At 58.2% G+C, this 23,847-nt stretch carries 12 protein-coding genes and 1 pseudogene; 10 read left to right on the top strand and 3 right to left on the bottom strand.

Annotated features, from left to right (window positions below; all coding sequences use genetic code 11):
- Nucleotides 1-9: 9 nt before the first annotated feature.
- The gene (locus ACR0IV_RS12545; protein ID WP_480658962.1) at nt 10-1,569 is read right to left on the bottom strand and encodes a GumC family protein; all 1,560 of its coding nucleotides are present in this window, start codon (nt 1,567-1,569) and stop codon (nt 10-12) included.
- Nucleotides 1,566-2,468 carry an ExeA family protein gene (locus tag ACR0IV_RS12540; protein ID WP_480472322.1) on the bottom strand — a complete coding sequence of 301 codons (903 nt, stop codon included), beginning with the start codon at nt 2,466-2,468 and terminating at the stop codon, nt 1,566-1,568. Before ACR0IV_RS12540 ends, ACR0IV_RS12545 begins: the two co-directional genes overlap by 4 nt.
- Nucleotides 2,469-2,950: 482 nt before the next feature.
- On the opposite strand from ACR0IV_RS12540, the gene ACR0IV_RS12535 reads away from it, so the two are divergent.
- A complete protein-coding gene (locus tag ACR0IV_RS12535) occupies nt 2,951-4,306 on the top strand; it encodes an oligosaccharide flippase family protein (protein ID WP_480734177.1) in 1,356 nt (451 codons plus the stop codon).
- A 4-nt stretch (nt 4,307-4,310) separates the two neighbouring features.
- Here the strand turns inward: ACR0IV_RS12535 and ACR0IV_RS12530 are convergent.
- Nucleotides 4,311-5,375 (bottom strand): annotated as a pseudogene (locus ACR0IV_RS12530) (acyltransferase family protein).
- 433 nt (nt 5,376-5,808) lie between these two features.
- Between ACR0IV_RS12530 and ACR0IV_RS12525 the strand changes: the two are divergent.
- The 9 genes from ACR0IV_RS12525 to ACR0IV_RS12485 all read left to right on the top strand — a co-directional run bounded on the left by ACR0IV_RS12525 (nt 5,809) and on the right by ACR0IV_RS12485 (nt 23,846).
- Complete coding sequence (locus ACR0IV_RS12525) at nt 5,809-12,231, top strand: type I polyketide synthase (protein ID WP_480658964.1); 6,423 nt, start codon at nt 5,809-5,811, stop codon at nt 12,229-12,231.
- Nucleotides 12,210-13,220 carry a glycosyltransferase family 2 protein gene (locus ACR0IV_RS12520; protein WP_480658965.1) on the top strand — a complete coding sequence of 337 codons (1,011 nt, stop codon included), beginning with the start codon at nt 12,210-12,212 and terminating at the stop codon, nt 13,218-13,220. Before ACR0IV_RS12525 ends, ACR0IV_RS12520 begins: the two co-directional genes overlap by 22 nt.
- 2 nt (nt 13,221-13,222) lie before the next feature.
- A complete protein-coding gene (locus ACR0IV_RS12515; protein ID WP_480658966.1) occupies nt 13,223-17,848 on the top strand; it encodes a MupA/Atu3671 family FMN-dependent luciferase-like monooxygenase in 4,626 nt (1,541 codons plus the stop codon).
- Complete coding sequence (locus tag ACR0IV_RS12510) at nt 17,845-18,504, top strand: 4'-phosphopantetheinyl transferase family protein (protein ID WP_480658967.1); 660 nt, start codon at nt 17,845-17,847, stop codon at nt 18,502-18,504. The genes ACR0IV_RS12515 and ACR0IV_RS12510 overlap by 4 nt, the downstream gene beginning before the upstream one ends.
- A gap of 218 nt (nt 18,505-18,722) precedes the next feature.
- Nucleotides 18,723-19,220, top strand: a complete 498-nt coding sequence (locus ACR0IV_RS12505; RefSeq protein ID WP_480692724.1) for a hypothetical protein — start codon at nt 18,723-18,725, stop codon at nt 19,218-19,220.
- A gap of 163 nt (nt 19,221-19,383) precedes the next feature.
- A complete protein-coding gene (locus tag ACR0IV_RS12500) occupies nt 19,384-20,946 on the top strand; it encodes an ABC transporter substrate-binding protein (RefSeq protein ID WP_480658971.1) in 1,563 nt (520 codons plus the stop codon).
- A 59-nt stretch (nt 20,947-21,005) separates the two neighbouring features.
- Nucleotides 21,006-21,947 carry an ABC transporter permease gene (locus tag ACR0IV_RS12495; RefSeq protein WP_480658972.1) on the top strand — a complete coding sequence of 314 codons (942 nt, stop codon included), beginning with the start codon at nt 21,006-21,008 and terminating at the stop codon, nt 21,945-21,947.
- Entirely contained in the window at nt 21,940-22,854 is a 915-nt protein-coding gene (locus ACR0IV_RS12490) for an ABC transporter permease (protein WP_480658973.1), read from the top strand. Before ACR0IV_RS12495 ends, ACR0IV_RS12490 begins: the two co-directional genes overlap by 8 nt.
- Nucleotides 22,851-23,846 (top strand): ABC transporter ATP-binding protein, encoded by a 996-nt coding sequence (locus ACR0IV_RS12485; protein WP_480658975.1) that lies wholly within the window; start codon nt 22,851-22,853, stop codon nt 23,844-23,846. The genes ACR0IV_RS12490 and ACR0IV_RS12485 overlap by 4 nt, the downstream gene beginning before the upstream one ends.
- Nucleotide 23,847: the final 1 nt, after the last annotated feature.

The following is a 23,847-nucleotide window of genomic DNA, read 5'->3' as shown; positions in this document are numbered from 1 at the left end:
AATACCTTTTCAGCCGTTGCCGGACTGTTCGGATGCTGCACCGATGCCCAATTTGTCAGTTACAATTGATATGATCTGATCCAGCGGCTCATAGTCTATCTGCATCAGGTAGATCAGCAGACAACCCCCGATAACAGGCACCAGAACGGTCACCGCGATCACCCCTTTACGCATCGCGACCTGTTCGTTTGTCTTGATATATGGAACTGAACCAAAGACGGGTCCGCCGAGTTTTGCCTCCAACTCCTTTGGCCGTCGTATCGTGTTGTTGAGAACTTCCAGCAGAAGGAACAATGCGGCAGCCGAGCCGATACCGGCCACCAACCCCAGAAAGGCGATCAGTTTGCGGTTCGGGTCAGCCGGATGCAATGGGATCGTAGCCAATTCGGTTACAGTTATGCGCTGCCCCTGCGACTGGGCTTCAATCTGGTCGCCTGTTCTGGCCTCGGCAAGGCTGGCTGTAGCCTGAGCGTATTGATCCCGCAGGTTGTCATAGTCACGTTCAAGCGTTCCAAGTGTAATCGCGTTTCTTGGTGTCGCTTCGATCGAAACCGCCAGTTTTTCGATATCTTGTTCATTGATGGCGCGTTCTTGTTCGATAAACGCAATTTGCCCGTCGATATCCGAGAGCTGCAGTTCGAACGCCGTAATATTCGGAGCCGTCTCAGTCCCAAGTCCTAACTGAATATTGGCTGCTTCTAACGCGGCAATCTGCGCATCAAGGGATTTGATCCGGGGATGGTCATCCGAATAAATGGTCCGTGCCGAAGCCCGCTGATCCTGAAGCTGCCGCAACTGACGCTGCTCGGGGGTTAAACTTTCACCCAGAATATCCGGACGGCCCGTGCGCTCATAGACCTCGACCAAACGCGCCCTGCGATCTCTGAGGCCCGACAATTCCCGATCCAGCTGAAGCACGCGCGCTTGAAGCGATGATTGACGGTTACGTCGATATTCCAGATTTTCCGGCAAGGCGTCCTTGTGGGTTTCCTGATACTCGAGAATGCGCGCGCCCTGCTCGCCCAACTCCTTATCCAAACGCGCGACTTCGCTCACAAAAAACGCCAGCGTCTGACTGGTTGCACTGGTACGCATCTCGATGTTCTGCTCAAGAATCTGATCGACCAGCTCATTGGTGACAACCGCAGAAACCTCACCGGTTGGCGCGGCAAAGGAAACCCGAACAAAGGAAGCACGATTGTTGAAATCGAACAGAGGAAGATCAATGGTGATGCGTTCGACCATGTCGGCGACGATAACATCATCTGGCAGGTCGGGTTGATCAGCGTGGACTCCGAATTTGTCCGACAATTCCAGCAATTTCGAACGCGTCAGGAGACGCTGCTGGATCACCTCAAGGATTTCAATTCCGCTCGCCTGAACGGTAGAGGAAGCGAGCTCACCGGGGATTTGCGGCGATTCAACAACCAGGCGCGCCTGTGCGCGATAAACCGGCGGCAAGGTGAACGCCAGCACGAGACCAGCGACCGTGCAGCCAATCACTATCAAAGCCAGATAGTGAAAGCGCCGAAAGAAAAGCGACAAATAAAACCGAAACTCACTCATCATAGCTGAAAGTCGCCTGTTTGCTCTGGTTGGCGCGCCGCGAAGAAGGCACCGTCATCCAGAACCTTCTGCACAGTGTGACCAATGATACTCTTGTTGCCGCGTGTGAACGCGTAAACCATCGATAGATCGCACAATTGGTTGACCAGCCGCGGGACGCCTCCGGTGGCTTCATGTACCAGATCAGTGGCCGCCCGGCTGAACAGATTGCGTTTGGCACCCGCTATCGCCAGCCGATGCCCAACATATTTACGGACCGTTTTGGAATCCATCGCCGTCAAATGAAAGCTCGAAGCCACCCGTTGGGCAAACTGACGCATCTCGGGGCGTCGGATCATATCCAGAAGCTCCGGCTGCCCAACCAGAACCAATTGCAACAACTCATCTTTGTTCGAGTTGATATTGGTGAACATTCGAAGCTCTTCCAGCGACTCGACACTTAAATTCTGAGCCTCGTCGAAAATCAGAATCACACGGCGCCCGCTTGCGTACTGATCAATCAGATAGGCTTGAAAGGCAGCGAAGAGGTCGACATAAGTACCCCCGGCAGGCGCAGGTTGGTCCAGCGACATAAGAACCCAACGCAAAAGCTCGCCCCGGTCACCATGGGCATTGGAAATCAATCCGATCTTGACGTCATCACCCACCGACTTGAGCAGATGGTGCACAAGCGTCGTTTTGCCCGAGCCTACCTCGCCCGTAATCAGGGTTATCGGCGCGCGAGTCAGAATTCCGTATTCCAGCATGGTAAACGCACGCTGATGAGACGCAGACCAGAACATGAACTCGGGATCAGGCACGAGCGAAAACGGCCGCTCGGTCAGCCCGAAGTGGTCCGTGTAAATGTCCAATGAGCTGCCGGTCGTATGATTACCGGACGTATGGCCAGTACGTATGTTCAACGTGATCACTCTTTTACGCATGGTGCAGACACAAGTTACACCACAGATTATACCACCTTACATTAAAAAGAGGCGAGTTTTAGGCATCATATGTCAGCAGCAAACGCTCAAAGCTGAATTCGAGAGCATTCTAGCTGAACAGAACGCGTAGCTGAGCAAAATCGGTTCTTGTGACGCGGTCTCGAGCCGCCATTTTGCTTCAAAGGGTTCAACGCCCTAGGAATTGTCACAATCATCTTCTTAGCACCCATAAACACTCGACAAAAAACCAAAGAATAGCGGCGCAACCAAACTCACCGCCATGTTCACATAGCGGCTGCAAGAGTGATCCGCAACACACCCAAGAATTTATCATGCATGGTGGATCACCTAAAAAAAGCCTAATTGCCAATTTAGGGGTGGGCGAGAAAACAAAATTTGCTAAGCCAGCCTACAGAAATTCGTAGAGCTAGGTTTTCTTGTTAAGGTCGTATCGATTCCACATGTTAAAACGTTACATGCAAGCGTTCTTTGATCACGGGCTGAAGGCTCGTTCTTTGCGAAGTTCTCTGTGGACCTTCTTTTCATTCGGCGGTACCCAGGTTGTCCGGCTCGCATCCAACCTGATCCTAACACGTCTTCTTTTCCCCGAAGCTTTTGGAATCATGGCGTTGATCATTGCCGTGATGGTTGGTTTGTCGCTGGTTTCGGACGCTGGCATTAGCCCTTCCATCCAGCAGAACGAACGAGGTGACGATCCAGACTTCCTAAACACTGCCTGGACAATTCAGGTCGCGCGCGGCGTTATCTTATGGCTTGTCAGTTGTGCTCTCGCTTACCCGTTGGCGAATTTCTACAATGAGCCGGCTCTCACCTTGATGCTTCCCGTCGCTGGCATCTCATTGTTTATCGACGGATGGAGACCCACACGCGTTGAGACTGCAGGCCGACATCTGATGCTTGGTCGCGTGATGCTGATGGATTTTCTCGGCCAGACTACAGGCGTGATCGTCATGGTCATTCTGGCATTGATGTTCAAATCGATTTGGGTTCTTGTTGCAGGTCTGGTTATCGCCAGTGCGACCAAGGTTGTACTCTATACCCTCTTTCTCACCGGGCCACGCAACCATTTTCGGTGGGAAAAACAGTCTGTTAGCACTCTTTTCCATTTCGGGAAATGGATATACCTCAGCACAGTTGCCGGGTTCGCCACCAATCAAGGCGACCGTATCATCCTAGGCAAATTTCTAACAACTGAACTGCTCGGCATCTATAGCATCGGTTACTTTATCGCTATCTTTCCGTTTCATCTGGCTGATGCCATTCTGGGACGCATTCTGATACCGCTCTACCGGGAAAAACCGCCATCAGAATCGCCCGAGAACTTTCGTCAGCTACGCAAGATGCGCTTCCTGGTCACTGGCGGATCGCTGGGGATGACAGCAATGATCGCTTTGCTCGCACCCGTCATAATCTCATTTCTTTATGATGGTCGATATTATAACGCCGGAGGCATTGCCACATTGATCGCCGTCGCAACGATCCCGCAAGTGATCCTGATGACCTACGACAGGGTTGCGCTGGCGGCTGGGGATTCACGCAGTTTTTGCCTATACGTTGTTACGAGATCGATGCTTCAGATCATCTTCTTTCTGGTTGGCGTCAGCCAGTTTGGGCTCGTAGGCGCTTTGATAGGTCAGTTGATGGCAAATGTGGCGATGGCACCAATGCTGATCCTGCTGGCGCGGCGTTTCAACGCATGGGATCCGCTGCATGATGTGGTCTTTGGCGTTATCGGGGTTGGTCTTGGCTTATGTGCCATTTGGCTAAACGCAGATGCGATAGCCAGGCTTCTATAAAAACCTAGACCGTTGGGTTAAGCTTGCGATGCTCTTTTTTACGCATTGCCCTGAAGGGTTTTTCAACAGTCGAAAACATCAGCGCTGAAAGTCCTATGGACAGAGCGGCAGCCAGCGCCAGAAACAGCGGGCTTCCAAATGTACCGATCTGGTTATAGGCAAGCGCTTTGATGATCACGTGGTGCACGAGGTATAAGTTGTATGACCAAATTCCAATCCAGCGCACTGCCGTCCAATTCAACGGTCTGAAGATTGGATCTGTTGGTCGCGCAACTGCGTAATAGAACAACGGCATCAAGGCCAACCCTTGCAAGCTGTATCGAAACGTGGATCTAACCACGTCATTACGGATCAGGAAAGTCGCCAGGATCAACGCGATTGCAGCAAATAGCAGCGCGTATCGTGCGATGGTTTGATTTGGGAACAGGAATTGGGCTCTGCCCCTCCAGCTCAGCAGAGCAAGCAGACAACCGTACAAAATGCTATCGATGCGAGTGTCGGTAGAGATATAGATCGTCCATTCCGGGTCCGCGAAGATAAAATAGCGTACAAAGCGCCACAGAAGAACCACCACCAGGATCGCAATCAGGTGGCTGGAATTCAGATAATTACGGGCCAACAGCACGAAAACTGTCGGCCAGACCAGGTAGAAATGCTCTTCAACCGCCAGAGACCACAAGATTCCCAGCCCATCGACTGTCTGCGAGTCGCCATAGAGCGATTAGTAATTATAATAGAAAAACACCTGACTCAGGATGGTGCCCGTGTCCCATTCGCCTTTGGCCAATCCCAAGGCAACCAGACCAAGGCTGAAGACAAGCGTAATAATCAACGGCGACCCAAGTCGAAGCACCCGGCGTACATAAAATGCACGCATTGCGATGGAGCCGAACTTATCCCATTCCTTTGTCAGCAAAGTGGTGATCAGATAGCCAGAGAGAAAGAAGAACACGGTTACGCCGAACCCGCCAGGGATTTTGTCCGAAACACCCCCATGGCTCAGAAAAACAAGGGCAACGGAAACCGCGCGAATACCGTCCAATGACGGAATATAGTTGGTAGAGATCATCTCAATACAAACCCGAACCCAAAACTAAACAACAAAAACAAACGGAAATCCGTCGACCAGATTCCCTTCCAGCAGTACTTCATGTAATGTCGTCTTGGCAATTGCAGGTCGCGAAACACACTGCCATCAGCAAGTTTTCAGGCGGGGCATTCACCAAAAACGCTTCGACAATCCGTGGCCAAAGGGAAAACTGTTTCCTATATAAGTATCTGCTGGTCGACGGATTGGGAAAGCTTGAAGAAACTACCGGGTTGGTCATATTTCAGGCTATTTCGTTCGCTAAGCTGGGATTATTGGTTCAGCTTTAGATCTGGGAAGGGCTAACTGATCGGAAACCACCGCAAGTTCCGTGATACTGTTCATAGATATCCAGACAGCAAGTGCATTATGCGGTACAGGAATTAATACGTTCAAAGGTTACTCGGTTAAGATTATGGACGGTTCAAAAGTGAATAACTCAGCCAGAGATGGTGATATCGCGATCGTTGGCATGGCGGCGCATTTGCCTGGTGCCGACTCGATTGAAACATTCTGGTCTAATCTGCGGGGCGGCATTGAATCGATACAGCGCCTGAGCGAGGAAGACCTTTTGGCCTCGGGCGAGGCACCTCATCTTCTGAAACGGCCTGACTATGTGCCTTTTGCCGCACCGCTCGACGGGTTCGATCGGTTTGATGCCGAGTTCTTTGGCCTCTCGCCCAAGGAAGCCGCCATCATGGACCCGCAACACCGGCAGCTGCTGGAATGCGCATGGGAAGCTTTGGAGAACGCAGGCCACCCGCCCGAGACCTTTCCCGGACCCATCGGTGTGTTCGCGGGCTGCGGAATGGGCAGCTATTTCTATTTCAACGTCTGCTCAAACCCGGATCTGGTCGATGATGTGGGTATGTTCCTGTTGCGCCATACCGGCAATGACAAGGATTTCCTGTCCACCCGTGTCAGTCATGTGCTGGACCTGAAGGGGCCCAGCGTCAATGTGCAGACCGCATGCTCAACCTCGTTGGTTGCGGCGCATTATGCCGTGCAGGCGCTGATGACCGGCGAATGCGATATGGCGCTGGCGGGCGGTGTCACCATAGAACTGCCTCAGAACCGAGGATACATCTATAAAGAGGGCGAGGTGCTGTCGCCCGACGGCCAATGCCATGCATTCGATCACCGTGCGCAGGGAACCGTCTTTGGTTCGGGCGCTGGTGTCGTCGTGCTGCGCAGATTGGCGGATGCGCTGGAGGACGGGGACCATATCTGGGCCGTCATCCGCGGTACGGCGATCAACAATGACGGGGCCGCCAAGGCTGGTTATCTCGCACCCTCGGTCGACGGCCAATCCGCCGCGATTTCCGAGGCCCATATGATGGCGGACGTGACCGCCGACACGATCGACTATGTCGAGTGCCATGGCACGGGCACCTATCTGGGCGACCCGATCGAAGTGGCGGCGCTGACCAAAGCGTTCTCGGAAACCACGCAGGAAACCGGGTTCTGCCGTCTGGGGTCGGTGAAGACCAATATCGGCCACCTCGATACAGCCGCCGGTGTGGCCAGCCTGATCAAGGCGTCACTGTCGTTGCATCACCGTCAGTTGCCGCCCAGCCTTGGTTATGAAACGCCCAACCCGGCAATTGATTTTGAAACCAGCCCCTTCCGCGTCAACGACACGCTGACTGACTGGGTGCCGCAGAAAGGCCCGCGCCGGGCCGGTGTGAACTCGTTGGGTGTTGGGGGCACCAACGCGCATGCGATCTTACAGGAGGCACCGGTACGGCAGGAGTCTGATCCTTCGGACTGGCCGTTCCAGTTGCTGACCGTCTCGGCCCGCAGCAAGAAGGCGCTGGATCAGGGGGCCGAAGCGCTGGCTGCGCATTTGCGCGCGAACCCCGGTCAAAACCTCGCAGATGTGGCTTGGACCCTGAAACAGGGTCGGCGCGCGTTTGAAAAACGCCGGGTTGTGGTGGCTGAAACGCACGAACAAGCCGCAGCGATTCTGGAAGAAAACGACCCGCGTCGCGTGTTCACTCATACGGTGATCTCGGACAACCCCGACCATGTATTCATGTTCCCCGGCGGCGGGGCGCAATACGCGGGCATGGCGCGCGATATCTATGAGACCGAACCGGTCTTTGCCGACTGGATGGACAAGGGTCTGGATATCCTTCAGCCCAAGCTTGACTACGACATCCGCGCCATCTGGCTGCCCGAGCCGGATCAAATGGCCGAGGCGGATGAGCGGTTGAAGACCCCTTCGGTGCAACTGCCACTGATCATGATCACCGAATACGCGCTTGCGCAGCTTTGGATGTCATGGGGCGTGGAACCGGCGGCCCTTGTGGGTCATTCGATGGGAGAGAACACGGCGGCCTGTGTCGCAGGCGTGATGTCGTTTGAGGATTGCATCGGGCTGGTCCATCTGCGCGGCAAGCTGTTCGATACGGTGCCTGCGGGCGGGATGCTCAGCGTGCCGCTGCCAGCGGATGAGCTGCGCCCGCTGCTAGGGGATGACCTTGATCTGGGTGCGGTGAATGCGCCGGGCCTGACAGTCGCCACCGGCCCACAAGCCGCACTGGATGACCTGCAGCAGAGACTGGCGAAACAGGATGTCGACTGTCAGCGCATCCCGATCGATATCGCCGCCCATTCGCGGATGCTGGAACCGATCCTAAAGGATTTCGGTGATTATCTGCGGTCGATCAAGCTCAACGCACCACAGATTCCCTTCCCTTCGAACCGCAGCGGCACCTGGATCACCGAAACCGAGGCTACCGATCCCGAATACTGGGTCGGTCACTTGCGCGGCACCGTCCATTTTGCTGATTGCATCGGCACTCTGGCTGAAAACCCTGAGCGTATCTTTATCGAGGTTGGCCCTGGCAAAGCGCTGGCCTCTCTAACAGGACAGCATGACAAGGTTGACGCCAATCAAGTGATCGGCAGCCTGCGCCACCCGGATGATAGCGTCGCTGATGACGCCTATTTCATGGCGATGCTGGGCCGTGTCTGGGCGCTTGGCGGAACGTTTGATTGGGCACAAATCTGGGGCGAGGCACGGCGCAACCGGGTGCCGCTGCCGACCTATCGGTTCCAGCGCTCTCCCTATTTCATCGAGCCGGGCAAGGTGCAGTCTGACAGCGCGCAAAAATGGCTGATGCGGACCGAAAACCCCGAAGACTGGGGCTATCGCGTGGCATGGTCGCCCAAATATGCCGAATGTGATGTGGATGTCTCGGGCGATCTGTCGGATAGCACACAGGAAAACTGGCTGATCTTCGCGGATGAGGCCGGGCTGTGCGACGGGTTGGCCGAACGCCTGCGCAAAGCCGGACATACGGTGACCCTCGTCACCACCGGCGATGCGTTTGCACGCATTGATGCTGATACCTATCGACTTGCCCCCGAACGCGGGCGCGAAGGGTATCAGGCGCTGCTTGCCGATCTGGCAGCCAATGACCGCGTTCCCGACCGGATCGTGCACGGCTGGCTGCTGACACAGGACGAGAGCTTCCGTCCCGGCAGCAGCTTCTTCCATCGCAATCTTGAGCAGGGCTTTTTTAGCCTGTTCTTCCTTGCGCAGGCCATCGGGGAAGAGGACCTCTCGGGCCCGATGCATATCAGCATCCTAAGCTCTGGCGCGTTTCAGGTCCGGGACGAAGGCCTGCCCCATCCCGAAAAGGCCACGCTGACTGGCCCTGCCCGCGTGATCCCCCGCGAATATCCGGGTATCACCTGCGGGGTTTTGGACATCGACCTGCCGCAGCAAAACGGCAAACGCAAAGCTCCTGCCCCGTCGCCCGAACTGGCCGATCAGGTACTCGAAGACCTGCTGGCCACTCCCGGCAACTGGACGGCTGCCCTGCGCGGCGGCAAGCGGATGGAGCAGCAATACCGTACTCAAACCCTGCCCGATCCGATGCCTCAGGATCTGCCACTGCGCGATGGCGGCACCTATCTGATCACCGGCGGTTTTGGCGGCATTGGTCTGACGCTGGCCGAGTCGCTCATCAATCGCTGCAAGGCAAATATCGTTCTGGTTTCGCGCGGCGCGCTGCCGCCTCGTGACCAGTGGCCCCGCATCCTGCAAAACAGCGCGCCGCAAGACGGTACAGCCCGCCGTATCCGCGCGATTGAGGCGTTGGAGGCTGTTGGTGGTAAGGTCCTGTCGATCAGCGCCGATGTCTCGAATGTCGAAGATATGCGTGCAGCAATCGATCAGGTGACAGCCGAGTTGGGCCAGATCAATGGCGTCATCCACGCAGCCGGTCTGATCGACGACGCCCCCATCATGACCAAGTCCATGATGGAGATCGAAGACGTCTTTACCCCAAAGCTCCACGGCACGCAGGTCATCGACCAGTTGTTCCCTGATGGCGCACTTGACTGGTTGGTGCTGTTCTCCTCGACCTCGACAGCGACTGCCCCGATTGGTCAGGTCGATTACGTGGCAGCAAATGAATATCTCAACGCTTACGCACGCGCACGCTCCGGGGACAAAACGCAAGTGCTGGCGATCAACTGGGGCATCTGGTCCGATGTCGGCATGGCTGCCGATGCGATGGAGGCGCGCACCGGCGGCACCCCACCCCCTACCGAGCCTGCCTCTGTTCCGATGCTGGATGAGGCCACATTCGATCCCTCGGGCAACCGGCTCTTCACTGCGACCTATTCTGCCAAAGACCGCTGGTTCCTGAACGATCACCGCACCAAGGCAGGTGACGCGCTGATCCCCGGCACCGGCTATCTTGAGCTGGCGGCCGAAGCGATGGACGCGCAGGGTGAGATCACTCCGTTTGAGATCAGGGATCTGTACTTCCTGCGCCCGCTCGCGGTTTCTGACAGCAAAGATCAGCAGATTAAGCTGCGCCTGCCGCGCAGTGATGTCGGTTATGATCTGATCGTCGAAAGCGCTGCCGAAGGTGACGGCTTTGAAATGAACGCGCAGGCCAGCCTGTCTCTGCTGCCGCTACCCACGCCCGATCCCATCGATATCTCCGCGATTGCCGCACGCTGCTCCGATCCGCGGCAAGCGCCCGAAGGTGGGCGCCTGCGGTCCAGCCAAGAGGCGCATCTGGCCTTTGGTCCGCGTTGGCGTGTTTTGACCTCGACCGCGCTTGGACAGAGTGAGGGGATTGCACATCTGGCCCTGACGGATGATCTGCGCGGCGACCTTGATACAGGGTATCGCCTGCATCCCGGCCTGATGGATCTTGCAACCGGTTGGGCCATGGCGCTGATCGAAGGCTATGAGCCGACCCACCTGTGGGTACCCGTTTCATACCGATCAGTCCGTGTTCACCGACCCTTGCCTGCGGAAATCGTCAGTTGGGTGCGCAATGCGGGCGACAACCGGGCTGATGGTGAAACCGCCAGTTTCGACGTCACGATTACTGCCCCAGACGGCACCGTCTGCGTTGAGGTCGAGGGCTTTTCGATCCGCCGCATGGAAGAGGCCGCCGGTTTTGCTGCGTCCGAGGCTCCGGCCGCGCAGACGAGCGAATTGGACACTCTGGCCCCGCTGTCGCCAGCCGAGGAACGTCTGCGCCACAACCTGTCGCAGGGTATTCTGGCCAGCGAAGGGGCCGATCTGTTCTTCCGGGCGCTGGCTGCAAAGCAATCGCAGGTCATCCTGTCATCGCTCGATCTGAATGGCCTTGTGGCGCAGGCGGGTGAAAGCAATGCCGATGCCGCCGGGTCGGAACAGAAGTTTGAACGGCCCGAGCTAGACTCGGATTACGTGGCCCCTGAAAATGATATCGAAATCCGGCTGGCCGGATTCTGGCAGGAACTGCTGGGCGTCGATCAGATCGGGATCGAAGACAGTTTCTTCGATCTTGGCGGCCATTCTTTGATCGCCGTGCGCCTCTTTGCGCAAATCCGCAAAACCTATAACGTGGATTTCCCGATCTCGGTCCTCTTCGAAGCTCCGACAATCCGCAAATGTGCGGAACTGATCGCCGCACGCGGTGTCCCGACCGAAGGAGGTGGTGGTGAAGCGCCAGCGGCTGCCCCGGCCACTCCGGAACGGAGGTTCACCCATCTGGTGCCGATGCACACCGGCGAGGGCGGACCAAAGACGCCGTTCTTCCTTGTCGCAGGCATGTTCGGCAACGTGCTGAACCTGCGTCACCTGGCGCATCTGATCGGCACCGACCGGCCTTTCTATGGCCTGCAAGCGCGCGGACTGTTCGGGGATGAAGATCCCCATCGCGACCTGTGCGAGGCCGCGCGCGATTATATTGCCGAGATGCGGCAAGTTCAGCCACAAGGACCTTATATGCTGGGCGGCTTCTCGGGCGGTGGCATCACAGCCTATGAGATCGCGCAGCAACTGTCCGCGGCGGGCGAAGAAGTCAGCGCGCTGGTTATGCTCGACACCCCGCTGCCGGTGCGGCCCTCAATCAGCAAACGCGATCGGATCATGATCCAGCTTCTGGAATTGCGTGAGCGCGGCCCAAGCTACCCGGTTGAATGGGCTAAGAACCGCATTGCCTGGCAGATGGAGAAGCGCAACTCGAGCGAAGAACCGGAAGCCGAAGGCCAGCAATTCCACAACGCTGCCATCGAAGAGGCGTTTCTGGAAAGCGTCGGTTCTTACCCGCTGAAACCGTGGTCTGGCCCACTAACCTTATTCCGTCCACCGCTGGTGGCGAAGTGGAAAGTGGCCCCGGATCGTCTGATCAACCACGAACGCGACTACATCACCCCGGACAATGACTGGACCCCGTGGGCCCCGAAAATCGAGGTGTTCGAGGTACCCGGCGACCATGACTCGATGGTGCTGGAACCAAATGTACGCGTTCTGGCCTCACGTATGAAACGATGCCTGGATGAGGCGGAGAGAAAATGTCTGACCCCAGCCTCCTGACCGTTCTGCTGAATTACAAAACCGCGGAAATGACCCTGCGCGCGGCCGAAGCCGTGCGTACCGCGATGGAAGGTATCAAGGGTGAGATCATTATCGTCGACAACGACTCGCAGGACGGGTCTTACGAGACGATTCTGACCCATGTGACTGAACAAGGCTGGGACAAGGACGGGCAGGTTCGGGTGATCCAATCCGGCCATAATGGCGGCTTCGGTGCTGGCAACAATGTGGGCATCCGCGCTGGGCTAAGCGACGGATCGCGGCCCGATTATTGCTATATCGTCAACTCGGATGCCTTCCCTGCGCCGGATGCAATCCGCATCCTGCTGAGCCATCTTGAAACCACGCCCGAGGCCGGGTTCGCGGGCAGCTATATCTACGGCGACGATGGAGAGCCGCATCTGACCAGCTTCCGCTTTCCTTCGATCGCCAGCGAGTTTGAGGGCTCGATCAATTTCGGGCCCGTCAGCAAGCTGCTGGGCCACAAAGCCGTTCCCATCCCGATCCCGACCGAAACCCAACCCGTGGACTGGCTGGCCGGGGCCAGCCTGATGATGCGTGACAGCGTGTTGGCCGAGATCGGACTGTTTGACGAAACCTTCTTTCTTTATTTTGAGGAAACCGACCTCTGCCGTCGGGCCGCCCTTGCCGGATATCGTACCGACTATGTGCGCAACAGCGAGGTCATGCATATCGGCTCGGCCTCGACGGGTATGAAAACGTGGAAACGCGTGCCCGGATACTGGTACGATTCAAGGCTGCACTATTTTGTCAAAAACCACGGCGCGCTTTACGCGGCTGGTGCCACGTTGACCCATCTTGCAGGTGGGTTCCTGCATTGGCTACGGTGCCTGATCACCCGCAAGGAACGCGGCGTTTCACCCTATTTTCTGCTGACCCTACTCTGGCATGATACCCGTGCGCTATTTCGCGCGGCGCTGGGCCGTAACAGGAAGGTCGGCGCCCCAGAACCTGTTGTTGGAGAGTAATGATGTCGTTTACCACGCTTTTGATCGGCCACGAATCCCTTGTGATTCAATGTGGAACCATGCTGCGCGAGGCGGGTCACGGCATTCAGTGCGTAGTGACTCGAAACGACGACGTCCGCGCATGGGCTGAGGCTGAGGGCCTACCCGTTCATGCCCCTGGTAAAGATTTGCAGGACCGGCTGGGTGAGACCTCATTCGACTGGCTGCTCAGCATTGCCAATCTGGATCTCCTGCCGCAATCGCTGCTGAATCGAGCGGGCAAAGGCGCGGTCAACTTTCACGACGGCCCGCTGCCGCGTTATGCAGGGCTGAACGCTCCGGTATGGTCGATTTTGAACGGCGAGACCCGGCACGGCATCACATGGCACATGATTTCAGGTGGCGTGGACGAAGGCGACATTATCGCCCAGCGCATGTTCGATAACGACACCAATGAGACGGCGCTGACGCTGAACACCAAATGCTATGCCGCTGCGATCGACAGCTTTCCCGAAGTGATTGCGACACTGGCAAGTGACCATCCCACGCAGACCAAACAGGATCTGAGCCTGCGCAGCTATTTTGCCAAAGACGCCCGCCCTGCGGCAGCAGGACGGCTGGATTTCACCAAATCTGCACAAGAGATTACGACACTGGTTCGAGCGTTGGATCACGGCGAATACTGGAACCCGCTGAGCTGCGCCAAGCTGGAGCGCGGTGGTCGCATCTGGCTGGTTGGCAAGGCCGAAGTGGCTGAGACCGATGCCATCGAAACCCCCGGCACCATCCTGTCGCGCGCCGAAGACAGCCTGACCATCGCCACCGCCGACGGCGCGGTGGCGCTGAGTGGATTTCGCGATTGCTTCGGTGCGACCGTTTCGGCTGATACGGTCACGAATGGCAGCAAAGTCCTGGAGTCTCCCTCGGCTGATGAGGCTGAAGCGTTGAGCAAAGAGCTGACCTCGACGCTCGCCTCGGAGCCCGCGTGGCGGGCTGATCTGGAGCAGCTCAGCCATCCCGACATTCCGATGATCGACGCCTCCGCCGCGTCGGGCGCGCCGCGAATGCAAACGCTGCACGTCCCCGCGGGCGCGACCGAAGCACAGATCAACGGCGCGCTGGCCGCGTTGTTCTGCCGTCTGGCCTACAGCGATACGCTCGATCTGGCGCAACAGATGCCGGGCGACAGCGCCCATCTGTCGCCTTGGGTTCCGGTGCGGTTCAGCACGGGCAGCAGCTTTGCCGCCTCCTGCGCCAAATTCGATGCCGAGCGCGCCAACGCTCAGGTGCGCGGGCCGTTTGCCTGTGATCTGCCCGCCCGTGTCCCGGCACCGGTTCAGACGCCGCAGATCGGCATCACCAACTCCGTCGCTTCGGGGCTGGTTCCCGGTACCAGTCTGACTCTGGCACAAAACGGAGATCAGGTGATCCTGATCGCCGACGGTGGTCAAGTGGACGAGACCTCGCAACGCCTGTTCTCGGCCCGACTAGAAAGCTTACTAGCCGCGCTGGCCGAACCTGGCATGGCCGAGCGCCCCGTCGCCGACCTGCCCATTCTGCCCGATCCCGAGCGGCAGCAGATCGTTCTGGACTGGAACGCGACCGCAACCGACTACGACCAGACCTCATGCGTGCATCATTTGTTCGAGGCGCAAGCCACGCGCACCCCTGACGCCGAAGCACTGGTTTTTGAGAACACAGTCTACAGCTATGCCGACCTGAACGCCGCCGCGAACCGCGTGGCGCATGTGTTGCGAGATATGGGTGTCAAACCCGGAGTTCTGGTTGGCGTGCATACACGCCGCTCCCCCGCTCTGCTGATCGGCGCGCTGGCTGTCCTGAAAGCGGGCGGGGCTTACGTTCCCGTCGACCCGACCTATCCAGCAGATCGCGTCGCACTTTATCTGGAAGACAGCGGAGCGGCCGTTGTCGTCACCGATTCAAGCCTTGCCGGTGATCTGCCCCCGCATAGCGCACAGGTTCTGGAACTGGACAGCGATCCCCGCGTTGCCGCTGCCGGAATAGAAAATATCGACAGCGGAGTCAGCGCCGATGATCTTGCCTATCTGATCTATACGTCCGGTTCGACAGGGCGGCCCAAAGGCGTGATGATCGAACATCGCAATGTGGCGAACTTTTTCGCCGGCATGGACGGGCGCATCCGTCATGACCCCCCCGGCGTGTGGCTGGCCGTCACCAGCCTGTCCTTTGATATCTCGGTTCTGGAGCTGTTCTGGACGCTGGCGCGTGGGTTCAAGATCGTTCTCAGCGACGACGAAAACCGCACACTGGTTGCAGGCGACGCGGATTATTCCAAGGCCATCACGGGCCGCGGGATGGAGTTTAGCCTGTTCTATTGGGGCAATGATGACGGCGTCGGGCGCGACAAGTACAAACTGCTGCTAGAAGGCGCGCAGTTTGCCGATCAGAACGGTTTCTGCGCTGTCTGGACGCCCGAGCGCCATTTCCACGCTTTCGGTGGCCCCTACCCCAACCCGTCCGTGACCGGTGCCGCCGTGGCTGCCGTCACGCAGAATATCAGTGTGCGCGCAGGCAGCTGCGTGGCACCCCTGCACCACACCGCCCGGATTGCCGAAGAATGGGCCGTGATCGATAACCTGACCAACGGGCGCGCCGGGCTTGCCATTGCGTCGGGCTGGCAGCCCGATGATTTCGTCCTGCGTCCCGAAAACACTCCGCCCAACAACAAGCCTGCGATGTTGGAATCCATCGCCACCCTGCGCCAGCTTTGGGCCGGGGAAACGGTCGAGTTCCCTACCAAGTCCGGCGACATGCACGGCGTCGTCACCCAACCGCGCCCGGTGTCGAAGATCCTTCCGATCTGGGTCACCACAGCGGGCAACCCCGATACGTGGCGCGAGGCAGGCGCCATTGGCGCCAATGTTCTGACCCACCTTCTGGGCCAAAGCATCGAAGAGGTGTCGGAGAAGATCGGCATCTACCATGAGGCGCTGCGCGAGGCCGGGTACGACCCGAAAGACTTCAAAGTCACCCTGATGCTGCACACGTTCGTCGGCGAAGACCGCGAAGCGGTGCGAGAGGTCGCGCGCGAGCCGATGAAGGATTACCTGCGCGCAGCTGCTGGCCTGATCAAACAATACGCGTGGGCTTTCCCTGCGTTCAAGAAACCCAAAGGGGTAACCAACCCGTTCCAACTGGACCTTGGCAGCCTCTCCGAGGATGAGCTGGAAGGCATTCTGGACTTCGCCTTCCAGCGCTATTTCGAAGATTCCGGCCTGTTCGGCACGATTGAGGATTGTTTGCAACGGGTCGAGGAACTCAAGCGCATCGGCGTCGATGAGATCACATGCCTGATCGACTATGGCATCCCAGTCCCTCAAGTGCTGGACGGTTTGCGCCCACTGGCCGAGGTCCTGCGGCTGGCAAATCTGGAAACCGCGCTGGACGATAACGACTATTCCATCGCTGCGCAAATCATCCGCCATAAGGTCACGCATATGCAATGCACCCCCTCGATGGCGCAGATGCTGGTAATGAATGACGAGGCGCGCTATGCGCTGGGTCAGTTGAAACATATGATGGTCGGCGGTGAAGCCTTGCCCGGCGCGTTGGTGTCAGAGCTGAACAAGATCACGCAGGCGCAGATACAGAACATGTATGGCCCGACCGAAACCACCATATGGTCCACCACCGAAATGGCAGAACCTGTTGCCGGTGTGGTCAATGTCGGTACCCCGATTGCGAACACTCAGGTTTACGTTCTGAACGACGCCATGGACCCGGTTCCGATCGGCTCGGCCGGAGAGCTTTACATCGGTGGTGCCGGTGTTGCGCGTGGTTATTGGCAACGCGAAGATTTGACGGCCGAACGGTTCGTGCCGGACCCATTCTCGGGCCTGCCCGGCGCGCGGCTCTATCGCACGGGCGATCTGGTTCGCTGGCGCGCCGATGGCAAATTGGACTTCCTGGGCCGTGCCGACCATCAGGTCAAGCTGCGCGGCTATCGCATCGAACTGGGCGAAATCGAAAGCTTGCTGGACGCCTGCCCGGGCATTCGCCAAACGGTCGTCATCGCCCGCGAAGATACGCCTTCGGTGGTTCAACTGGTCGCTTATCTGATCACCGATGCACCCATTGTGGAAACGGCGTTGAAAGAAGCACTTTCTGCGCAACTGCCCGATTTCATGGTCCCGGCGCATTTTGTGACGCTGGAGCAGTTCCCGCTAACGCCGAACAAGAAGATCGACCGCAAAGCCCTTCCCGCCCCGGCGCCGCGACGAGTCAGCAGCCCCGTGGGCGCGGCTCAGCCCGCAGCAAGTGGCAGCAATCAGCAAAAAATCGCTGCGATTTGGGAACGTATTCTGGGCGTCACCGGTGTGACCGGACGGGACAGCTTCTTTGATCTGGGCGGGCACTCGTTGCTGGCGGTTCAGGCGCATCGCGAGATCAGAACCGAGCTGGACGTGCCATCGCTCAGCATTACCGACATCTTCCGCTGCCCCACCCTATCCGCGCTTGCTGACGTCGTGGATCAGAAAACCGGAGGCACCGCCCCGGCAGAAAATGCGGAAGAGGTTGCCGCGGCCAAGGCCGAACGCGCTGCTGAGCGCAGCGATGCGATGGCCCGTCGTCGACAAATGCGATCCCGGCGCCAAACATCGGTATGATCGACCCGGATGCGATCATCGCCCCCCTGCGCCGGATTCTCGGCGTAGGCGTGGGGATCGCTGTCACCGATCCAACCGTCTCAATCGGGCAGCTGTTGCCAGAGGAAGAACCCACAATCGCGCGCGCCGTAAAGGCCCGTCGAGTTGAGTTCACTGCCGGGCGCGTGGCAGCCCGGCAAGCCCTGGATCAGATCGGCCAACCTGCCGTGGCCATCCCCAGCGCACCCGACCGCAGCCCGATCTGGCCGCCGGGCATTATCGGTTCAATCACCCATTGCGCCGATCTTTGCATCGCCCTCGTCACCCGACCTCAGATTGCGCAGGGTATCGGCGTGGATGTCGAACCCAACATCCCTCTGGATCGTGAGATGCTCGATATCATCTGTACGCCCGCCGAACTTTCTTGGCTGGCAGCTCAGCCAGCGGTCGAACAGAACCTGCGCGGCAAAGAGATATTCTGCGCCAAAGAAAGTGCCTATAAGGCGGTCTACCCGTTGATGGGCAAAGTTCTTGCGTTTACCGATATGCGGCTCACCTTCGACCCCGACGGCACGCATTTTACCGCCATGACATCTGGCGCACCCGTCATCGAGGGTTCACTGATGCGACTGCCGCAGCACATCATCTGTGTGTCGAAGGTGCCACCCGTGAGCTAGGCGGGACGGGTTCAGCGATGATGATGCCCTGCCTGCGATCGGCAATTTTCGAAGCAGCGGGTGCCCATGCGGCTGGCCTGAACGAATCGCAAAACGAACCGGATTCGTTCTCGATCAGAAGAAATTCAGAAAAAATGTGTATACATATTAATATTTTGAGTAATTTTAAAAGATAGCATTGGACGCGTTTGCCGGTCTTTACTAGGCTTTCAGTGCAGATGGCACACGCCTCATATCAGAGCCATCCAGAGATGGGAGCAAAATTGGTTGCACGATTAGAACACCTAGAAGCACGATACCGCTTCGGTTTACGGGTTGTCGCCGACAAAGCCCGTTCGGTGTTTCTTAGTCTGTTCCTTGTTTGTCTGACAGCCTCTTTTGTAGCGGGCTCCCATATTCATCTGGACCCTTCTATTGTCCAGAAAACAGAAGTTTCGGCAAAACCGGCGCCTGCGCCTACCGGATTGGGTGCCCAGTTCGCATCGCGTCACAAGCCGCACGAACAACGCAAGACCGCTTCTGAGGACAGTGGCGAAGCGCCCCTGAAAGTTCCCGCCAAACACAGCACGACGCATGTGCATGACGTGCCCTTTGTCACCCTTTCGAATGTGGTGGCGACGGCCTGCGGCTATCAGACCATCTGCAAATTGTCCCCGCAGCGTTCGCAGGTGTTCGAGCTGTCTACGGACATATTTCATCCTCCAAAACTTGGGTAACTCAGCACGGTGAATTCCGTGTGTTGTGCCAGACCGGTGTCTTTCATCGTTCTGGTCTTCGCGTCGCCTCCTATCACGGATGCCCTACGCGCAGTCAAACAACCACAACCTAAGCTCGGCGCAATGACGCCAAGCTTTGTGACCCAACAGTTGGAGAATCGAAATGCCTACACTCACCCGTCGCGCCGCGTTGCTGAGCGCTGCAAGCGCAGCCACTCTGGCAATGCTACCAAACATAACTCTCGCAGACGGCCACAAAGTGCTGAAAATCGCCATCGTACAAGAGGCCGGTGACCTTGATCTGCTAACCAATGTCTCGGCCCTCAGCACATATAGCCTAGTCTTCGATACGCTGGTGCATTACGGCCCCAATGGCGTGTTGCAGCCCAGCCTGGCCACCGAATGGAGCGAATCCGACGATGGTAAGACCCTGACCTTCAAGCTGCGCGAAGGGGTCAAGTTCAGCGATGGCACCGACTTTGATGCTGAAGCGGCGAAATGGAACCTGGAACGCTGGATGGGTAAGGACGATTTCAGCTGGATCGGCGTGTCCGATGCGATGGAATCGATCGAAACCGATGGTTCGCACGGCCTGATCATCCGTCTGAAACGTCCCGTCCCGGTGGCGCTGCTTGAGTTGAGCATCGTGCGCCCGGTGCGCTTTCTGTCACCCACTGCAGCTGATGCCGATGGCAAGCAGACCGCACCGGTGGGCACCGGCCCATGGATGGTGGTCGAGAATGACAACGCAGGAACCAAGCTGGTGCCCAACCCGCATTACTGGGGCGATGCGCCTGCATTCGAGGGCATTGACCTGAAGGTGGTTCCGGATGAGCTGTCGCGTTCAAACGGTCTGCGTTCCGGAGATCTGGACGTGATTGGTGGCGATTGGGTGTCACCGCTGTCACCGCGCCGGGCGCGGGCAATGGAAAAGGCGGGCGAAGCTACGGTCGTGGCCGAGCAAGGCACCACTGGCGTATCGCTAACCTTTTCGCCGAAGTCTTCCAAGCTGCAGGATGCACGGGTGCGCAAGGCCATCTCTGACTCGATTGACCGTAACGCCATCGTCGCTGTGCTATATGAAGGCTTTGCTGATCCGATCAACAATGTTTTCCCCGGCGTGATTCCCGATAGCGGCGACAGGAATGACATTCCAACCCGAGACATCGACGCAGCAAAAGCGCTGCTGACCGAGGCCGGGTGGGAACAGTCCGGCGGCGGATGGACCAAGGATGGCGAAACGCTCGAACTGGAACTGATGGTCTCGGACGAAGCGCTGCCCGGCTCTCGTCGTCTGGCTGAAATGGTGCAGGGCATGATCTCGGAAACCGGCATCAAAGTGACGGTGTCGTCGGTGGACAATGTTACCATTCACGAACGCCGGCCGGGTTTCGAATACGATCTGACCTTCATGGCAACATATGGCGCGCCTTATGATCCACATGGCACGTTGGCGAACCTGTTCCTCAGCAATGTCGACAGCGGACCTGATGGCAAGTTTTACGCGCATCCCGATCTGGACCCGATCGTAACCCGAGCGCTGGAAACCGGCGGCGCGGAACGTGGTGCCGCGATGCAAGAAATCCATGCCTGGCTGCTGGATAACGCAGCTGTCGCTCCCCTGGTCGCTCCACAGCGGCTCTGGGCGCATTCGGCGCGGGTCAGTGGCTTTGCGCTTCCGGCAGCGGATTATGACATCCCGCATACCGGGATCGACCTGAACTGATCCAGGCACTGTCTTGATCCGGGCCGCGTGGCCCGGATCAGCGATGAAGGAAAACCGAAATGTTGAAGTTGTTTGCCCGCCGAGCGGGACTGGCCGTGTTGATGATAATCGCGGCCTCGGCACTGACTTTTTCGATGATCTCGGCCGCACCTGGCAACGTTGCGGCGCTGATTGCCGAACGTGTTGCCGGACCTGCAGCCAGCGCCGAACTTGTCGCGCAGATCGAAGATGAGCTTGGCCTGAACGATCCCCTGCCCGTTCGCTATGGGCGTTGGCTGGCCTCAGCCGCCACCGGCGATCTGGGAGAGTCATTGCGGACCGGTAAGCCGATCGCGCAGGAGTTTGCCGAACGTGTTCCGGTCACCGGCCTGCTGATGATCTGGGGCGGCGTCATCACTCTGGTCATGTCGCTGAGCATCGGGATCGCCGGAGCCATCAGCAACGGTGGTATCGTCGACCGGGTATTGCGCGCCTTTGCCTTGCTGGCCGCATCCAGCCCGAACTTCTTCGTTGGCGCCATGCTGGTCATCGTGTTTTCGGTGACTTTGGGCTGGCTGCCCGCTTTTGGCGGGGTTGGTGCCAGCTCGTGGCTGATGCCCTGTCTGACCATCGCCATGTTCCCCGGCGCTGTGCTGAGCCGAGTGGTCCGGGTTGGCCTGCAAGAGGTCATGTCCCGCCCCTTTGCCACCACCGGGTTCGCCAAGGGGTACAATCGTTCGGGTGTGCTGCTGCGCGAGGCACTGCCCAATATCGCCGTGCCTTACCTGACCACATTCGGGGCGCAGCTGGCGCTGATGATGATCGGCGCGATCCTGGTTGAAACGGTGTTTGCATTGAAAGGCGTCGGAGCGTTTTTCATCGAGGCGATCCGGTTTCGCGATTTCATCTCGATGCAGTCCATCCTGCTGCTGTTCATCGTCTTTTTCGTCTTCATCAACCTGATGGCTGACTTCATCTGCATGTTGATCGACCCCCGCATCCGGAGGCAAAAAAATGCGTAACCTGTTGCTTTGGATTCGAAAAAGCAAACCTGCAAAATGGCCATGGCTGGTCCTTGCACCGGTTGTGTTCTTCGTTGCCGTCGCAATATTCAGACCCGCCCTCAGCCCCTATGACCCAACTGCGCAGGACTACGGTGCGATCCTGCAAGGCCCGAGTTTGGAGCACTGGTTGGGCACCGACTATCTAGGCCGCGACATGCTCAGCCGCCTGATCAATGGCGCGCGGGTGTCACTGGTTGCCATGTCGATGGTGCTATCCTTTGCCCTGGTGATCGGCGTGGTGATCGGTTCATTTGCCGGCTATGTCGGTGGCAAGGTTGAGCTGGTGCTGATCAGTATCATCGACATCGTGCTGTCTCTGCCCAGCCTGATCATGGCTTTGGCGCTGATCGGGATTTTCGGCCCCGGTTATTGGTCGATGGTGGCCGCGCTGACGCTGGCATGGTGGGCCAACTATGCACGGATGAGCCGATCAGTCGTCGCCTCGGAACTGCACCAGCCGTATATCGAGGCCGCACGGATCATGGGCGCGGGGCATGTGCGTATCTTCTCACGCCATATCCTGCCACATGTGCTCGCGCTGGTCGTCGTCTACGCTTCGGCCGACGCAGGCGCGCTGGTACTGGCGATCGCCACCCTGTCCTTTCTGGGGTTGGGGGTCGAGCCGCCGACACCGGAATGGGGGCAAATGCTGGTCGATGGCATGAGCTACCTTGAGGAGTATCCCCGTCTTGTCATCGCGCCCGGTCTGGCCCTGACCTTGGTGGTGGTCAGCTTCAACCTTCTGGGCGAACATTTTGCGCTACAGAAAGTGCCGCGCGCCCTGAAGCCGCGCAAATTGCGCAAACTGCGCCGTCAACGCCACAACGAAGAGGCCGATATTCAATCGCAGGAGGCCAAGGCATGACCCAACCCGTCTTTGAAATCGAGGATCTGGTGATCGATCTCTATACCGAGCAGGTCTCGGTCCGGGCGGTCGACACGGCCTCGCTCTCGGTGATGCCGGGTGAAATTCTTGCCATCGTCGGCGAAAGCGGATCAGGCAAAACGGTGATGACGCTCGGACCTCTGGGGCTGCTGCCCGAAGGTGTGTCCGTGGACATTCGCGGCACCGCTGTCTGCGGCGGGCAATCCGTGCTGGGTCAGTCCGACCGAGCGTTGGCGGATCTACGCGGGCGCAATTTCGGGGTGGTGTTTCAGGATCCGATCTCGGCCCTGAACCCGATGCAGAAGATCGGTCCGCAACTGATGCGTCAGGCGATGCGGCTACAGGGTGTGGACAAGACCAAAGGACGCGAGATCGCCCTGGGCCTGCTGCGGCGCACCGGCATCCCCGATCCAGAAAACCGCTACAACCGCTATCCGCATGAGATGTCGGGTGGCATGTTGCAACGCGCGATGATCGCGCTGGCACTGGCGGGCAATCCGCGCGTGCTGATCGCGGATGAGCCGACCACCGCACTGGACGCCACCGTTCAAGCGCAGATCCTTGAACTGATCAAGGATATCCAGCAGCAAGAAGATATCGCTGTTGTGCTGATCACTCACGATATCGGAGTGGTTGCCTCGGTCGCCGACCGTGTGGCGGTGCTGTATGCGGGCCGGGTGGTCGAAAGCGGCACGGTCGAGCAGGTGCTGACCGCGCCAGTGCATCCTTATACGCAAGGGTTGCTGGCCTCGGTCCCAGATCTGCGCGCCGAGAGCGACATGGTATCCGAGGGCATTCCCGGATCGCCCCCCGATCAATCGAAACTGCGCACTGGCTGTCCGTTCGACCTGCGTTGCTCGCGCACGATGCCGATCTGCGCCACCCGCCGCCCAGCGCTGATCCCGGTGCCCGGCGATGGTGCACATATTACAGCCTGCCATGCGGCACAGGCAGAACTGGAAGGGGCTTGAG

Source organism: Ruegeria sp. C2 (assembly GCF_056537765.1).
Note: the sequence above shows the minus strand (reverse complement) of the source record. Positions and strands in the feature narration are given on the sequence as shown.